This window comes from Neisseria flavescens (assembly GCF_001618065.1).
GTDB classification, from domain to species: domain Bacteria; phylum Pseudomonadota; class Gammaproteobacteria; order Burkholderiales; family Neisseriaceae; genus Neisseria; species Neisseria flavescens_A.
This window is the reverse complement of the sequence record NZ_LAEI01000045.1, coordinates 133,009-149,409: the sequence shown is the minus strand read 5'-3', so window position 1 is coordinate 149,409 and position 16,401 is coordinate 133,009. Positions and strand designations below refer to the sequence as shown.

The window sequence follows — 16,401 nt, the reverse complement described above, 5'->3', positions numbered from 1 at the left end:
GAATACGCCATCACCTACGATCCGCTTTACCTCTATTACCCCAGCCGCCGCGGGCATTCCAATGTGTTTAAGCTGATTGTGGATGCGTTAAAAGTAAAAGCCGTTTGAAATTTCAGACGGCTTTTTAGGAAAAAGAGCGGTCAGTTTTTTAGGTATTTTTGTAAATCATCTTCAAAATCTGACCGCTTGTATTTTTAAGATTATTTTCCTTTCTTCTGATTCATCAACCAATCACGGGCAGGTTCGAGTAAATAGGCGTAATCAAATGAGTACATATGCTCTGCACCTTTGTGGGTTGAGTTTTCCGGAATTACGGTATTTGGTGTGAAACGGATGAAGTTAATACGTTTGCCTTGGGCAAGCATTTGTTGGACTTTTGCGTCTTGTTCGGTCTGCGGTAATTTGGCAGAGAACTCAGTTTCGGCGTAGCTGACTTTATCTTGTTTCAGCATTTTTCCAACTTGAGCCATGCCTGCGGAGGCTTTTGGATCGGCAGCCGAAACGGTATAAATAAACTTCGCTTTCTCCAATGGTTTTAAAACATTGATATCCCATTGACTGCCGACAAACATAGACGCCGCAAAGAAGTTAGGCTCGATACTATTTAGGTAGAATGAAATCATACCGCCCATGGATTGACCCGTGGTATAAACACGATTGGCATCAATCGCTTTTTCGGCGATCAGATTTTTGACAAGGCGTAAGGTCATGGGGACTTCTTCAGTTGTTTCCCATTTATCGTTGACTGCCGTTTCGGTGTAAGACGGTACAAGGACAAAGGCTGGGTATTTCGCCTGCGCTTCATCGGTTGCCCAGATGATGCCGCCGTAGCCTTGCATTAGTGGGGCTTTTACGCCTTTTCCTGCTGTGCTGGCATCTGCGATAAACATGACTAACGGATATTTGCGACCCGGCTCAAGATTTTTCGGGGTGTACAGGTTGTACTGCATTTCTTTGCCTGTTTTGGGATCTTTAAACGTTAACACTTCAAAACGTGGTGCAATTTGTTCACGCAAGGCAAGCAATCGACTATCGTAGGATTTATCCGCGCCGCCGTATTGTTTGTCCCAAGCTGCATTTTGCATGTTTTGAGTCATCACTGCTTTTTCAGTCGCATTTGAGGTGGCGTTGCAAGCGGCAAGCAACAAGCTTGCGGCAATCATCGTTATGGTTTTCTTCATCGTGGAAACTCCTTAAATTTTGCGGGAAATCATTAATTTTTTTGATGCCTAAACGGTTCAACGCATCAATCGCTGGCTGGGAAATATGGTCGCCTCGTTTAGCAGACTCTTGATACCAATGCACGGCTTTGGTCATGTCTTTTGCCGTGCCGATGCCGTTTTCGTAGCAATGGCCGAGCCAGTATTGCCCGGTGATGTCGCCCTCTTCTGCCGCTTGCATGAAGTAGACAAAAGCGGTTTTCGCATTCTTGGCGACACCTTCGCCGTTTAGATACATCAAGCCCAGATAACGCGGCGCTTTCATATGCCCAGCCTGTTGAGCTTGCTCAAAGTAGGGCATTGCATGTTGGTAATCCTGTTTTTGATACAAGGCGATGCCTTCGTCCAACAGGGCTTTCGCCTGCTCATTATGTTGCGGAACGGTAGAACAGGCGGCGAGAAGGGCTGTAGCGACGAGCGCGGATAGTTTGGATTTCATAAATTACTCCCTAACATGTATCGCAAGTTGAAATAATAGTACAAAGTTTTGTTTTAGACATCAAAGTGCGGTCAATTTTCAGCACTTTTTATCAATCCTTTTCTTCACCAAAACAATGCATTAAGCAATCCAATACGGTGCGTACTTTTGCTGATTGGGTGCGATGTGCGGTGGTGGCATAAAGGGTGTGGGTGGGGAGTTTGTGTAAATAGTCTGGGGAAGCACAAATCAAGGTTTGCCATTGTGCCAATGGGCGCGAGATGCTGTCGGCGTTAGGCTGCGTGTGGTGCGGTTAAGCAATTTGACGCCGTAATAATTTTCCAGCTAGCGAATGGCTTGACTGATTGCGCTGGCAATCATGCCCAAATTCGCCACATCCGGTATTTGTCTTGAACTTCCCGGCTGTTTGGACTATAGTAGAACCATATTTGAATAACAAATAATGAAAGGAAAACAAAATGCTTAAATTATTTACTTTACCTGGTGAAGGTAAAATTCGCAGTTCATCACCTTTCGTTTGGAAAACTGAAGCTATGCTGCGTTTATCCGGCTTAGATTTCGAAAAAGAATATGTTGCCGATCTCAGCAAAATGCCTAAAGGCAAAGTTCCGGTATTGCAAGATGGCGAGAAGTTGATCCCTGATAGCTCTCTCATTCAGCGTTATCTAACCGAAACCTACGGCATTGATTTAGATAAACATTTAACGCCTGAACAAAAAGCGATTGCTGAAGCCTTTCGCCGTATGACAGAAGAACATTTATATTGGATGGGCGTATATAACCGTTTTGTCGATCCTCTCGGCAAACCATTTATGATGAAGGCAATGTTTGATGGCATGCCGACCGAACAAGCCGAAGCGATTTTTGCTGTGTTACAGGAAAACGCGAAAAAAGAAATGCACGGACATGGTATCGGAAGACACACACAATCTGATATTTACGCCTTCGGAAAAGGAGATTTAGACGCCATTAGCAACTACTTAGGCACAAAACGCTACTTTTTCGGCGAAGAATTAACCTCCGTTGATGTGGCCATCGTGCCTGTTGTTGCAAACCTGATTCTTACCCCCATCGACACTGAAATTGCGCTATATGCAAGAACCAAAGCAAATTTAGTCGCCTATATTGAACGTTTCGATCGGGCAGTATTTGGAGAATAAAGCAAGAAATAAAAGGCCGTCTGAAATGTTTCAGACGGCCTTTTATTTATATCTCTCAGTCTTTTCTCAGCAAATCCTTTATTGTTTGATCGGCTACTAATCAATTACCTACTCCAACTTTAACAATGGAAAGTGGACAATCTATTCAATCAGTTTATGCCGCACCAACGCTATACGTTTCGCCCTTGCTGTCCGCTTGGCCGACAATGGCAGCAACGGCAGCGGCCAAGCCGTTGCGCGTCATGTATTTTTTCGGAATTTCTTGGGCATTTTGTGTTAAGGTATAGGCATTATCTTCGCCATCGGCAAGGCCGCAGGGGCGCAAGATGGTCCAATTCAAACCGCTTTGTTTGAGATAGATTTCAGCTTCTGTTTTGGCACGGACGGCTTCGCCGAGTGCCTGTTTGAACGGCTCGCTCATCATGTCCCATTGTTCACCGCAGCCCATGCTGGTAATCAATACAAAGCGGGCTTTCGGATTGGCGGCTTTCGTAGCAGCAATGATGTTGATATTGCCCAGCGCATCGCTGCGGATGCCCTCTTCGTTTTTGCCGCCGACAAAACTGATCACGGTATCGGGACGGTATTGTGCCAACGCTTTATCGAGCGCATCGGCATCAAGCGCATCGGCGACGACGGTTTGAATATTGTGTTCGGCAAAAAAGCTGTCTTCAGACGGCTTTCTCAATACGGCGACGGTATCGGCTGAGTCAGTCAATGTGCGGATATAGGCGCGGCCGGATGGGCCGTTGGCTCCGAAGATGAGTTGCATGTTTGGGGTTCCTTTGTATGGTAGATGTTTATTGTTAGAAAATCCGCTCCTCTATGCAACAAGGAACGGATTATACTAGGCTGTCTGGAAACCGTTTAAGCGGCATCGAAACAGTTTTCGCATGGCTTCGATTTGGTGTTGTTTCAACTCACCTGCTTCATCGCGGCCGACAAAAATTTTAACATAGGCCGCCACCGTTGCGGTTGATAAAGTTAGCGAGCAAGTGGCTTTACCCATGAACGGGCGTTCCAAAAGGTAGATGGAGGCGCAGTTTTCGTAGTAGATGTGGCCGTGTACGCCGCCGTCGGTTTCAGGATGGTCAAAGTTGTAGAAGCCGCGGCCGACTTTGCCGTTAGGCAGTTTGCCGCTGACTTCGACGATGGCATCGGGGGTATGGGCGATGAAGGTAACGGATTCATTCCATGCTGCGATGGCTTGGAGGATTTCGACAATGCGGCTGCCTTCGGTTTGGCGCACGTTCTCTTCAGGCAGGCAGCGGATAACGTCTTCAAAACTGCATTGGTTTTGCGCGGCCAGCATTTCCAGCACTTGGCCGGGATTTTTTTCCAATGATTGGCGCAACATGGTTTGTTGTTCGGCTGAAAGTTTTTGCATGGTTTGATCCTTTTCTTGAGTCGGAAGTGTGAGCATGAGTTTGCGGATAAGGGTTGGCGACCAATAACGGCCGCTGGTATTCAAACGGATAATGCCGTCTGAATCGGGTTCTTTAAAAAGCTGCATTTCCTGCCATTGTGCAATCAGCTTTTGGGCTGCTTTGTTGCCGTCGAACAATGATGGATTCAGACGGCCTGTCTCAATATCGTGCTGGACTTTGCTGAGAAGTGCTTTATTTGGGCTATGACCGCTCATAAATGCGATGTTTTTCTCGCCTTTCGGCGTGGCAAGATAGCTCTCCAAATCGCCCTGCACCTGATAGCTGAAACCGCCGAAATTACCGCCTGCGCCGGAGCCGAACGCCAAACAGGAAATATCGGATTTGATCAGAGTATTGTAGCGGTTGCGCTCGCCGCGGCCGGGATAGGCGAAGTGGCTGTTGCTGACCTGTTCCCAGCCTTTTTCCAGCAGTGTTTCAACCGTGTAGGCATATTGGTCTGCCTGAATATCGAAACCCGGCGGTGTCGGAAATGCGCCTTTTTCAATCATGCGGTTGATGGGCAGCATGGGATAAAGGTTGAACGCGTACGTATCCAAACCGGACAGCGGCAGCTCGGCGGCGCGGGCAATATCGTTTTGCCAAACTTCATCGGTTTGATTGGGTAGGCCGAACATCAAATCGGCCACAATCACGGCATCGAGTTCGCACAATTTTGCCAAATATTCAAACGCTTCGTCGCCGCTGTGTTTGCGGCCGAGACGGCGGCGGATGGCGGTATTGAAGGTTTGCACGCCGATGGAAATGCGGTTGGCCCCTGCTTCGAGACAAGCCTGTGCTTTTTCCAAATCGAAATGGCTCATGCGCCCTTCGATGGTAAACTCGCAGTCTTCGGCAAGCGGCAGATATTGGTAGCAGGCACGAATCAGGCGGACGAGGTCTTCCGTAAGCAATGCGGTCGGCGTACGCCCCCGAAATAAACGGCTCGGATTTTCCTTTGCCTGTACGGACTTCGGCTTCAGCGGCCATTTCTTCGATAATTTTGTCGGTGTACATGCTGCTTTGGCTGTCCTTCCACGCATTACGGTAGAAGCCGCAAAAAACGCAATGGTTGGCGCAAAATGGAATATGCAGATAAGCAAGCGCGTCCACATCCGTGGCATGGGGAAGCTTTTTCTTCCAAATGTTCTGCCACTGGGGACGCGGCATTGGAACGCCGCCCCAAACGGGCATTAATGCCTGACGTTCGGGAAATGCCTTGGGTGCGGATTGTTTCGGAGTCCAAACAAGCTGCTGTACCATGATAATGATTAATAAAAATTATTAATAAGATTTATATATTAAATAACCATCATCATTTTCTTGTCAATATTTTTGCGTAATTAAAAATTAGTATTATTTTAAAATATTGTATTCTATAAATAATAAAATGTATTTCTATTTGATGAAAATCGGCATTTTACTTGTGAAATGCGCAAAATTTGGTTCTTCAAGTCGGGAACATCCTCCCATCTCGTTTTATTTTTGAACGATAAAATAAATTTTCTTTATCGTTTTTCAGACGGCCTTTTGGCGCTCAGCTTCTGAAATAAAACCCTGCTTCATCTTCGCAACGGCGTATCTGCCAACCGTAAACCGATTCAAGCAAGTTGGGGCGCATCACTTCTCCCACCTTGCCTGATGCAACTACTTTTCCCTTATTCATCAAAATAATATGTTCCGCATAACGCGCGGCGAGGTTCAAATCGTGCAATACCATCATTGATGAGGCACGGTTTGAATGCCCGACCAAATACTGCATCAGGCGGTGTTGGTGGCGAATATCAAGATGGTTGCACGGTTCGTCCAAAAGCAAGACCGGCGCGTTTTGCAACAGGGCGCGGATGATGTTGGCGCGTTGCTGTTCGCCGCCTGAGAGCTTGCCAATGCGCTTATCCGCCAATGCCGTCAAATCAAAATAATCGAGCAACTCGTCCGCCCATTCATGGTTCAGACGGCCTTTTTGTACGAATGACGCCAACGCAATGTATTCGCGTACGGTCATCGGCATGTTGTAACGGCCATGCTGCCCGACCCATGCCACTCTGCCCGCACGGATTTGCGGCGCAACGGCCTCACCGAAAAGCGTGATTTCCCCCTGCCCTGTTTGCCCGATTAAGGCCCGCAGCAAAGTGGATTTGCCCGCACCATTCGGGCCGATAATGACGGTCATGCCCGAAGGTATATTCAGTTGATCAATTTCAAGCAGGTTTTTGTCTTGGACGCGGACGGAAAGATTACGGATTTGAAATAAGGTGTGCATAGCAAAAGATATGGGGCAATGAAGTTTCAGACGGCCTGTTTAGGCATTAACGGCTTTTCAAAGGCTTGATAAACAAATACATAAAAAACGGTCCGCCCAATAAGGCAATTACGATACCGACCGGCAGATCGACAGGGTATGTCAGCCAGCGCGCCGCGCCATCTACCACCATCAAAAATACTGCGCCCAACCAAGCCGACAGCGTAATCAGTTTGCGGCGACTGCCGCCGACGGTTTGCGCCAGCACATTGGGGATCATCATGCCGAGAAAACCGATGATGCCCGAAAGCGATACCGTCGCTCCCGTCATCAATGCCGCGCCGATTACGGTTTGCACACGCAAAGCCCCAACTGATACCCCCATACTGGCAGCCGTGTCCTCCCCCGTCATCAAAACGTCCAGCCGCCTGCCTGCGGACAACAAAATCAGAAAACCGGGCAACATGACCGCGATTGCCGCGACAGGCGATGAGAAACCGGCTTCGGCAAGGCTGCCCGACAGCCATGTGGTTGCACTGCGTAATACCAAATCGTCAGATAAAAACAAAATCATGCTGACCACCGCGCCCGAAAACGCACTCAACACAAACCCCAACACCAGCAATCCCAAAGTACCGCCGCCGAGTAGTTTGTGCACTGCCAAAATCAGCAGGCACACACCCAATGCACCGAGAAAAGCCGCCGCCGGCACACCCATCGCGCCGCCGCCCAAAGCCAATAACACAATCACGCCCAAGGCCGCCCCGCCCGATGTCCCGATCAAACTCGGATCGGCCAGCGGGTTCTCAAATAAAGCCTGCAATGCCGCCCCCGAAGCGGACAAACCGGCTCCGACCAAAAGCGCGGTATAGATGCGTGGTAAACGAATTTGGCGGACGGTTTCATCCATCGCCAATGGCGACTCCCATGCGCCAAAACCGATGCCGCAGCACAAATAAACGGCGGCGGCAGTAAGCAATAGGCAGAGGGTAAGGGTATGCGGTTTCATGACATCATGCGGTTTAAGCGGATTGAGGGATGGTTTCAGACGGCATTTTTAAGACAGCCGTTTTGCTTCCTCCTCAATAAGAAGGAACAAATCAAGGCCGTCTGAAAACAAAAATCAGACAGATTTTTCAAAACAGGCGCGTTTATTTCGCCAAACCGTGCAAACGCTGAATCACTTGCGGCGTATCCAGTCCGTAACGGAACATATCGTTGGCCTTCCACAAATAAATCTTGCCGTTTTTCGCGGCAGGCGAGCCGGCGATTTCGGGGCGTGCGGCAAAGGTTTTGACGTTGCCTATCATGGCGGTGTTGTGGTCAGCAATAATGATGATGTCGGGTTTGGCCGCAATCCATGCCTCACGCGTCATCGGTTTGAGGCCGTCAATGGCGGCTGCGGCATTGATACCGCCGGCGCGGCGGATGATTTCGTCGGCGGCAGTATTCTTGCCCGATACGATGCGCCCGTCGTAGCTGAATAGGTAGCGTTTGCCGCTGGAAGGCTGCTGTTTCATATCCGCCTGCCACTTACTGGCCAACTTGTCCGCCTGCGCGCTTTTGCCGATAAGCTGACCGATGTTGCGGATACTTTGCGGATAGGCGGCGATGCTGTCATCGGGCGCAACATTGACGGCTTTAATGCCTGCTTTTTGCAGATGGGCAAAAATATCGGCAGGCTGCGCCATCCATGAACCGATGGCAATGTCGGGTTTGGCGGCCACAATCGGTTCAACCGTCAGGCGGCGATGAATGCCGATACTGGGCTTGTTTTTCAACGCCGGATTTTGAACGGTCTGATCGCGGCCGACGATTTCGTCCAATGCGCCGAGCGCGGCGACAATGTCTGCCGTATCGGGGGTCAACACGACGATGCGTTGCGCGTGTGCAGTGCCGGCCAACGAAATAAACGCGGAAAGCAGGAGGAGTTTGAGTTTCATTGTTTTTCCTTGTTGTATGCTTTCAGACGGCCTGCTCGTTTTCTCAGGCCGTCTGAAAATGGTTGAATCACATTAGAACTTCAGTTGTACGGTTGCGGCGAAATTACGGCCGGTTTCGGTGTACAAGTCCATCACACTAGTACGGCTCATGCCGGCAACGTCTGCGTGCTGCCAGTATTTTTTGTTGCCGACGTTGTAGATGTTTGCGCCGATTTCGAGGTTTTTAAACGGCTTGTACCACGCGCCGACATCCCATACGCCATAACCCGGCGCTTGGAAAACAGTGTCGCTGCTGACGCGGCTGTGTTTTTTCGACCAACGCAGCTTGGTACCGACACCCCATTTTTCCTGCGTGTAATCCAAACCCAAAACGCCGTTGAGCGGATAAGCGGAATCCAACGGTTTGCCGTCCTGCTGCTTACCGCGCATCCAAGCGATGCTGCCGGAGACTTGCCAGCCCGGCAGGAAGGTATAGGCGGCGGAAGCTTCAGCACCGTAGGTTTTAACGTGATCAAGGTTTTGATATTGGTACTGGATAATCGGGCGACCGCCAACGGTGGAGGTACCGATTTCAGTGCGGTTGATGAAGTTGCGGTAACGGTTGTAGAACGCGGTGACTTGCGCACGGGCGCGTTCGTTTTTGAACTTCATCCCCAATTCAAAGCTGTTGGAGCGTTCGGATTTGAGGTTGGTATTGGGAATGACGGCATAGCCGTAGGTTGTATTGGCAAACGCCATGGTCGCGCTGTCAAACGGCGGCGTGCGGAAGCCTTGTGAATAAGTGGCAAAACCGGTGAACTGCTCACCCATAGGCACGCTCAGGCGCAGGCTGGGCGTAAACGCGGAATCGCTAAAGCGCGTCGCCGTTCCGCCGGGATTGGCATTGAGATAGGCTTGGTCGGTCGACGTGTTCAGCTTGTCTTTTTCGTAACGCAAAGCTGGAGTTAGAACGATGCCGTTGCCGAAGTTCAGGCTGTCTTGTGCGTAAACGCTGAACGTTTTGCGCTTGCTGTCGGGGAAGGTTTTATTTGGATAGGTGCTGCCTGCATAAACTTTACTGACAGCGCCGGTCAGATTGTCCACTGTCAGGCTGTCGCGCGGACGGGCGGTCTCGGTGTGTTTGTATTCTGCGCCGGCAACGACGGTTTGTTTGACCGCGCCGTCAAATTCCCACACGCCACGCCCGTTCAGCCCGCGTATGGTCTGATTGAAACCGTAGTCGGAATAACGGGTCGAGTTACCTAATTGGCGCGCGCCCATACGCGTAATGCTCGCATCGACGGCATCGTCTTCCGTACGCAGTTTTTGCTGATAGGCAGTCAGGTTGGCTTCTTTCAGACGGCCTTCGCCAGTGTAGCGGTAGCCTGCTTCGATACGTTGACGGCGGATACGGTCGCGGGCGTTGCTCTCGGATGTTGCGATGGTTACCGGCCCGCGCGATTGCGAACCCAAGCCGTTTGCCAATACGGTATCGTTGGCGTGGTAATACTGTTCGTACAAAGTTTCCAAGCGGTGGTGTTCGTTGCCGATATTGCCTTTCGCCAAGATATTGTAGGCATTGTTTTTCTGTGGATTGGTGGCAGTACGCGCAGTCGAGTAGCTGGTATCGCTGCCCATGTTTTCGGTTTCATGACCTTGACGGCGCGTCAGCATCAGCAGACCTTCGGCGTTTTCATGGAAACCTGCCACAGTCGCCGTCACACCATGGCTGCGGTCGCGGCTGCGGTAGCCGTGTTTCAGCCCAAAATAACCGCGTTTGCCCGCATCGACAAAATCGCTCGGTGAGAGCGTCACCATGTTCACCACACCGCCGAGCGCGTCGCTGCCGTACAGCGCGGAATAAGGGCCTTTGACAATATCGACCTGCTTGAGCGTGTCGCTTTCGACCATATCGCGTCCCGAAATCGCGCCGTTGGAGCCGCCGCCTGCATAAGATTCGGGAATGCGCACGCCGTCCACCATCATCAGAATGCGGTTGCCGTCTATGCCTCGGATATTGATACCGGCATGACCGCGGCGGTTGTTGTCTGACGGCACGCTGACGCCGGATTCATACATCACGATATCGTCTAAATTCTGTGCCGAGGCTTGATTCAAGGTTTTGCGTCCGATAACCGACACATTCGGCGCGGCTTTGTCCAAGGTTTGCGCATTGCGGTCGGCCGTAACCACCACAGGCTCTATTTCTGCCTGAGCCACCGGCATCTGAGCCGCATATAACTGTCCGGAAAAAATCGCCCCTACCACACAGGCAATCGCTTTCTTTTTCATTACATAACCCTATTATTTGAATAATAATGGTTTGCATTTATAAAACAAACAGATAGTTTTTGCAAGTTTAGAAACCGCAAGATAGCACTAAAACCACTTCAAAAACGCAAAATATAGTATGACATAGCTGGATAAATAATTTATGGATCAGAAGCAAAGTGCCCGACCGTGTCGGCATAGAAAACAGACCTGCCGTTGCCGACCAAAAATCCCGCATCGGCAATTAGGAGGCCGACACCATCATCGACATTGATCGAGAAGTACATCGCAGAGAAAAACATTTAGCCACGAAACGCCAAGTGTTTTATTCTTGAATCTGTTCCAACCACTGGTATTCGGATGTTGCATTTGGAATCCGAATCCAAGCCTGTCTGAAATATTCAAACAAGTTTTTATTTGTTCCTCTTATTTCTCACCCTTCTATTTACCTCAAACTCAAAAAACATTTCCATATTATTAAAAATTAGTTAGAATTTCATAAAATTATAAATAATAATCAAACTTATTTGTATTATTTTAGTCAGAGTGTAATCGCATCTATTTTCGGTCTGTCTTGTTCAGACGGCCTTAACAATCAAGCTATATGGATACATTCTATGCAACCGATCAAAGCCACCACCCTCTCCGCCTGCATCGCCGCCATTGGTTTCGTCCCTGCCGTTTATGCTGCAGATAATTCGACAGTTATTCTCGATACCATCACTGTCAAAGGCACACGCAATAAAGACGAAATCGGTAAAAACCGCGTCTATACCCGCGAAATCGTCAATCTTTACAAGAGCAAAAACGAAGTCGAAACCTTCAAAGGCAACACCGTATCCGACCTTTTAAGCGGTATGTCCGGCGTGTACAGCGGCGACGCGCGCAACAGCGGCGCGCTGGATCCGAATATACGTGGTGTGCAAGGTCAAGGACGGATTCCCGTTACCATCGACGGCACGGAGCAGGCGATTACCGTTTGGCGCGGCTACGCGGGCGCAAACAACCGCAACTACGTCGACCCCAACATCATCAGCAGCGTTTCCATCGAAAAAGGCCCTTCGTTCAGCCGTGATATGAAAAGCGGCATAGGCGGCTCCGTCGCCTTGAAAACCATCGATGCCGACGATATTGTCTCCGAAGGGCAGAAATACGGCTTTGAAGTGAAGGCGGAGGCTTCCAATAATTCCATCAAACAACGTGCCAATGTCTATGAAAAATCGGTCGATTATCGGACATTGGATGCGCCTGCTGTCGCACTTGGCGGTATTTGGCGGGCGATGTTGGACGATACCGACCGCGTCAGTCAGCGCTTCAGCGGACGCAATAGATTTGGGGAGGATAAAGCTTACCGCATTGCCGCCGCCACCAAGCAGGACAATTTTGATGCCATGCTTGCCTATGCCTACCGCAGTAAAGGCAATTATTTTTCCGGTAAAAAAGGTGCGGAGCGCTACGGCTATATCGGTCCTTGGACGATGGAAACGGTCAATGAATTAAACAGGCAGATTGCGGATGCCGCTGCAAGAGGCGAAAAATTCTACGGAAGCGAGGCAATGTTGGGCGCACCTGATATTGCAAGAATTGGGCTTTTCTACCATCCGGGCGGCGAAGTAACCAATACTTCGCTGGAAAATAAATCATGGCTAGGCAAAACCACCTTCCGCTTGCCCAACCGCCAAACCTTGAAATTCGGGCTGCGTCATACAGACTCCATTTTCGGTGAAATCATGCCCTCCCGCGTCATTGGTCCGCTATTCAGTACGCCGGATAATCTGAATAAAATTGCGGAGTGGCCGAGGGCATGGGTGAAACAGCGTTCCTACAATATCGACTATTCATGGAAGCCCGAAGGCAGCCGTTGGATAGATTTCGATGCGTCATTGTGGACGACCCGTACCAAATCCAAAACCAATACCGCAGGCGGTTCGCCCGGCGACGCCCTGTATGAAGACAGGGTGGACAATTTAATGATGTGGAAAACTGTGATGAGTCGCTGGAATACCTACAATGAAGAAACCAAGCGCATGTATGAGGCATTGGGTTACACGAAAAAACCGAATGTCGTCGAACAGCTTCCGAATACCAACGGACGCTTCAATACCATAGAGGGCAATGCCTACTATGCCAACAATACCCGCAACGGTTTCAATTTTTCCAACCGCATGAAGCTGCATGACAAGCTGACGTTGACTCTGATAGGTGACTTCGAGAATGAAAAATTGAGATCGCGCAATGAGTTTTCAGAAGAATTGAGCCATGACGGCTTGGACAAATACAGGGAGGAAATAGAAGCAAAGCAATTGGTTACCAATACCGAGCTGACAAGATTCGGCGAGCCGAGAAACGGTAGGCGCAGAGAATGGAATTTTGGTTTCAATTTCCGCTACCAGCCGATGAGCTGGCTGACTCTGACGGCAGGAGCGCGCTATACCAACTTCAAGATACAGGACGACAACGAGCGGTTGAAAACCGGATTTGACAAATACAACAATCCCTTAGAAGTTAATCGAGGTCAGGTATTTCAGTTTACCCGTGTAGCAACCGAGCAGGAATATCGTGATTATCTGAATGCGGTTAACAATGACGAATTCAATGCGGCAAGAGACAGTATCGTAATAGATGATAGAGGGGTGGCAATATTAAATCTTACTCCCTTTCATGACGAAAACAGACCAAGGCTGGATAAGCTGAAATACTATTGGCTGAAAGACGACAAAGGTCGTCTGAATCCTGCCAATCATCCTTGGTTTGCTATTCCCGAGTTGCATAGTCAAGCCGTCAATCCTGCTTATGATCCAAGCAATCCCGACAGTCCGCGCGTAGTTCAAAAATATATACCTAATTATGACATTCTAAGAATGTATAGGGCTCCTATTACACCTAACGAACTGCAGCGTGCCCACAAACAGGGTGGCAGCGGATGGGCTCCTGCATTCTCAGCCGCCGTCAATTTTACCGATAATGCCCGAGCCTATCTGCGCTATACCGAATCCCTACGTTTCCCCAGCATATTTGAGGGGACTTATGGCTTCTCGACTGCTGCGGGTTCATTTGCACGAATGGGATACGGTTGGCAGCCCGAACACGCCAAAAACTGGGAAGTCGGCTACATTCATGATTTAACTGGACTGTTTCCAAAAATGAAAAATGCGGATTTCCGCATCAACTACTTCCGCAACAAAACCAAAAATATCATCGACAGGGACGAGAATTTTGAATTCGAGCAATTCGACAAACAAATCCGTACCGGCGTGGAGTTACAGGCACGCTTCGACAGCGGCAGGTTTTTTGGAGGAGTCGGCGTATTGCGTACGCTCAAAAACAAAGTTTGCGACAAATCTTTTTCCGTTTCCAGTGTACATGATTCCAGTTACTTGACTGGCGGCGGATTTATTCCCGCGCCCGAATGCAATTACGGCGGTTTGACCGATAACGGTTATCTTGCCAGTATGGTTCAACCGCGCTGGTCGATTGATGCTGATTTGGGCGGACGCTTCTTCCGTAACAAGCTGGAAAGCGGCATCCGCTTCCATTATCACAGCCGTGTGTATCAAAACCGCCGTACGGTATGGCAGGCATATTACGATCAATTAAACCGTATCAATGACTATAATCTTCAAGCGGATACAGATACCATGCGTTGGCAGCCTGTCGCCGTATGGGACGCCTATTTGCGCTACAAAATCGGCAAAAATCTGACCGCCGAGCTTGTGGGCAGCAACCTGACCAACCGCTACTACCTCGACCCGATGAGCCGCTCCTATATGCCTGCACCTGGTAGGACAATCCGCATTGGGATAACTGGAAAATGGTAATGATCACTTAATCATTTTGGGAGTAAAAAGCCGTCTGAACATTGGGTTTCAGACGGCTTTTTACATGATGGCTTAGTTATGCCCTACTCTTTCATATTATATGAAAGTTGAAGCTAACCTGCATAATTTTTATATTTTCTGCTTTGGAATCAAAAAGGCTGCTTGAAAATGAAACGTCTATATTTCAGACGGCCTTATATATTACGCCTCAAGCAAGGGGCGTAAATTTTAGTTAAAACCCCTTGACAAATATTTTTAACCGATATTTGAGAGGGGTCTAAAATGTCACTTTGTTATTACACCATCACACCGCAACCCGAAAAATCTCCTGTTGCATTCATTTTACGTCTGTTCGTAGAAAAAAATGACGAACCGACTATCTTAGAAACCAAAAATTTCCCAATCCGCAACCCCAACGATGCACAAAGTTCATATGACGAAGCCGATTTATATGGCCGTTTGTCTTGCTCCGTGCTGATGTCGGAGGTGCAATCATGAATCGTTCAGCTTCAGCAAGCGCGGAACGCGCTCTTCCTTGTCTAAATAGTAACAACTGCATTGAGACAGAAAACCTTAATAAAAACAATGCAAAGCAAATGCCGATTGGTTATGAAAAATTCCTGCCGAACGAATGCAAACCCGAATTTAACGAGTTTTCAACATCACATAAAAAATCATCAAGCGCTTTGGAAATGAATGTACATCAATTCATTGAAACATTCGGCCTTAACCATGTTGGATTTTTGACTTTGACCTTTTCGGATGACGTTCAAGAAGTGAAAGAAGCACAACGCCGTTTTCACAGCTTACGCACCAATTTCCTGAAAAAACATTTTGAACACTACATCTGCGTATACGAGCGCATGAAAAGCGGTCGTATTCATTTTCATCTGATTGTTAATACACGCGAAGATATAAGACGTGGCCTGAATTTTAAGCAAATTCAAGCCAGAAACTACACATCAGCAAACAAAGCACTTCGTCAGCTTTGGCAAATCCTTCGTGAAAACATGGATAAATACGGTTTCGGCCGTTCCGAACTGTTGCCGGTAAAGACCAACAGTAAAGGCTTGGCAAGATATGTGGCCAAGTACATTTCAAAACACATTAACAGCAGACTTCCTGAAGACAAAGGCTATCGCCTGATTCGTACAACCATCGATAAAAAAAGTCTGTGGAAGATTGCAAACAGCAATTTTTCGTTTGTAAGTGCTGGTTCGCGCCTGTGGCGCGAGAAGCTCCAGCAATGGATTATCTGCATTGAGCCATATTTAAAACAGTATGCAAAACATGAATTTAACAGAGAACTCAAAGCCATTACAGAAGAAAATTACAACCGTATTTTATCCAGCCTCATTAGCCCGAAATGGGCGTTTTACAACCGAGAAACCATCATCAATATGTAGCGAAACAAGCAATCGTTGATTTTGGTTCGGGGGCGGGATGGGCGCGAAACCGCACTTGCGAAGCAAGGAGAACGGCGCAAGCCGTGTGTGAGCGCCCCTCCCGTCCCGCCCCAGAACCGTTGAATACCAGCAAAACTGACCTTAAAGAAAGGAAAAACATCATGTCTCAAGAAACCGAACGCCGACAAGGTATTTTCGTTATTGCATCATTTGATCGAATGTTCACGCGTGAACGCAAAAACCAAGACGGCACATTTACTAAGACGCATTATGTCGGTCTGATTATCCGTAGCGAAACCGAAACGCGCCTTTGCGAAGTTCGCACCAAACACCCTGAAAAATATGAAGGCTACAAGCCTCAACAAATCGTATCAATGCAAGTATTTCCACGAGCATTTAAAGACAACATCTATTTTTCAGACGAAGCATAAACAAGATTCAAGGCTTTGCGGTGTGCCTTGAATTGACCCCGAAACACCGCAAAACTTTTTTTCAACAT

Annotated in this window: 14 protein-coding genes; 5 read left to right on the top strand and 9 right to left on the bottom strand. The window is 48.5% G+C overall.

What is annotated here, in order from left to right:
* Positions 1 to 200: 200 nt before the first annotated feature.
* Positions 201 to 1,181: an alpha/beta hydrolase-fold protein gene (locus TW89_RS07565; protein WP_128581044.1), complete on the bottom strand. Its 981-nt coding sequence runs from the start codon at positions 1,179 to 1,181 to the stop codon at positions 201 to 203.
* Entirely contained in the window at positions 1,108 to 1,659 is a 552-nt protein-coding gene (locus TW89_RS07560; protein ID WP_128581043.1) for a tetratricopeptide repeat protein, read from the bottom strand. The genes TW89_RS07565 and TW89_RS07560 overlap by 74 nt, the downstream gene beginning before the upstream one ends.
* A 458-nt stretch (positions 1,660 to 2,117) precedes the next feature.
* Here TW89_RS07560 and TW89_RS07550 point away from each other — a divergent pair, with 458 nt between their 5' ends.
* Entirely contained in the window at positions 2,118 to 2,819 is a 702-nt protein-coding gene (locus tag TW89_RS07550) for a glutathione S-transferase family protein (RefSeq protein ID WP_128581042.1), read from the top strand.
* Positions 2,820 to 2,973: 154 nt separating this feature from the next.
* On the opposite strand, the gene TW89_RS07545 is transcribed toward TW89_RS07550, so the two are convergent.
* The 7 genes from TW89_RS07545 to TW89_RS07520 all read right to left on the bottom strand — a co-directional run bounded on the left by TW89_RS07545 (position 2,974) and on the right by TW89_RS07520 (position 10,699).
* Positions 2,974 to 3,591, bottom strand: a complete 618-nt coding sequence (locus TW89_RS07545) for an NAD(P)H-binding protein (RefSeq protein WP_128581041.1) — start codon at positions 3,589 to 3,591, stop codon at positions 2,974 to 2,976.
* A gap of 75 nt (positions 3,592 to 3,666) precedes the next feature.
* Positions 3,667 to 5,157, bottom strand: a complete 1,491-nt coding sequence (gene hutX / locus TW89_RS07540) for a heme utilization cystosolic carrier protein HutX (protein WP_432757677.1) — start codon at positions 5,155 to 5,157, stop codon at positions 3,667 to 3,669.
* Positions 5,158 to 5,285: 128 nt separating this feature from the next.
* Positions 5,286 to 5,489, bottom strand: coding sequence for a hypothetical protein (locus TW89_RS12290; RefSeq protein ID WP_432757676.1), 204 nt, complete (start codon positions 5,487 to 5,489; stop codon positions 5,286 to 5,288).
* Positions 5,490 to 5,780: 291 nt separating this feature from the next.
* Entirely contained in the window at positions 5,781 to 6,506 is a 726-nt protein-coding gene (locus TW89_RS07535) for an ABC transporter ATP-binding protein (RefSeq protein WP_128581040.1), read from the bottom strand.
* A gap of 46 nt (positions 6,507 to 6,552) precedes the next feature.
* Positions 6,553 to 7,494, bottom strand: coding sequence for a FecCD family ABC transporter permease (locus TW89_RS07530; RefSeq protein ID WP_128581039.1), 942 nt, complete (start codon positions 7,492 to 7,494; stop codon positions 6,553 to 6,555).
* A gap of 142 nt (positions 7,495 to 7,636) precedes the next feature.
* Complete coding sequence (locus tag TW89_RS07525) at positions 7,637 to 8,428, bottom strand: heme/hemin ABC transporter substrate-binding protein (protein WP_049249087.1); 792 nt, start codon at positions 8,426 to 8,428, stop codon at positions 7,637 to 7,639.
* Positions 8,429 to 8,500: 72 nt separating this feature from the next.
* Positions 8,501 to 10,699: a TonB-dependent hemoglobin/transferrin/lactoferrin family receptor gene (locus TW89_RS07520; RefSeq protein WP_128581038.1), complete on the bottom strand. Its 2,199-nt coding sequence runs from the start codon at positions 10,697 to 10,699 to the stop codon at positions 8,501 to 8,503.
* Between the two features lie 596 nt (positions 10,700 to 11,295).
* Between TW89_RS07520 and TW89_RS07515 the strand changes: the two genes are divergently transcribed.
* The 4 genes from TW89_RS07515 (at position 11,296) to TW89_RS07500 (ending at position 16,333) form a co-directional block, all read left to right on the top strand.
* Entirely contained in the window at positions 11,296 to 14,496 is a 3,201-nt protein-coding gene (locus TW89_RS07515; protein WP_128581037.1) for a TonB-dependent receptor domain-containing protein, read from the top strand.
* A gap of 282 nt (positions 14,497 to 14,778) precedes the next feature.
* The gene (locus TW89_RS07510) at positions 14,779 to 14,994 is read left to right on the top strand and encodes a hypothetical protein (protein ID WP_128581036.1); all 216 of its coding nucleotides are present in this window, start codon (positions 14,779 to 14,781) and stop codon (positions 14,992 to 14,994) included.
* Complete coding sequence (locus TW89_RS07505) at positions 14,991 to 15,902, top strand: rolling circle replication-associated protein (RefSeq protein WP_128581035.1); 912 nt, start codon at positions 14,991 to 14,993, stop codon at positions 15,900 to 15,902. Before TW89_RS07510 ends, TW89_RS07505 begins: the two co-directional genes overlap by 4 nt.
* 161 nt (positions 15,903 to 16,063) lie before the next feature.
* Positions 16,064 to 16,333 carry a hypothetical protein gene (locus TW89_RS07500; RefSeq protein ID WP_070815038.1) on the top strand — a complete coding sequence of 90 codons (270 nt, stop codon included), beginning with the start codon at positions 16,064 to 16,066 and terminating at the stop codon, positions 16,331 to 16,333.
* The last annotated feature ends 68 nt before the right edge of the window (positions 16,334 to 16,401 follow it).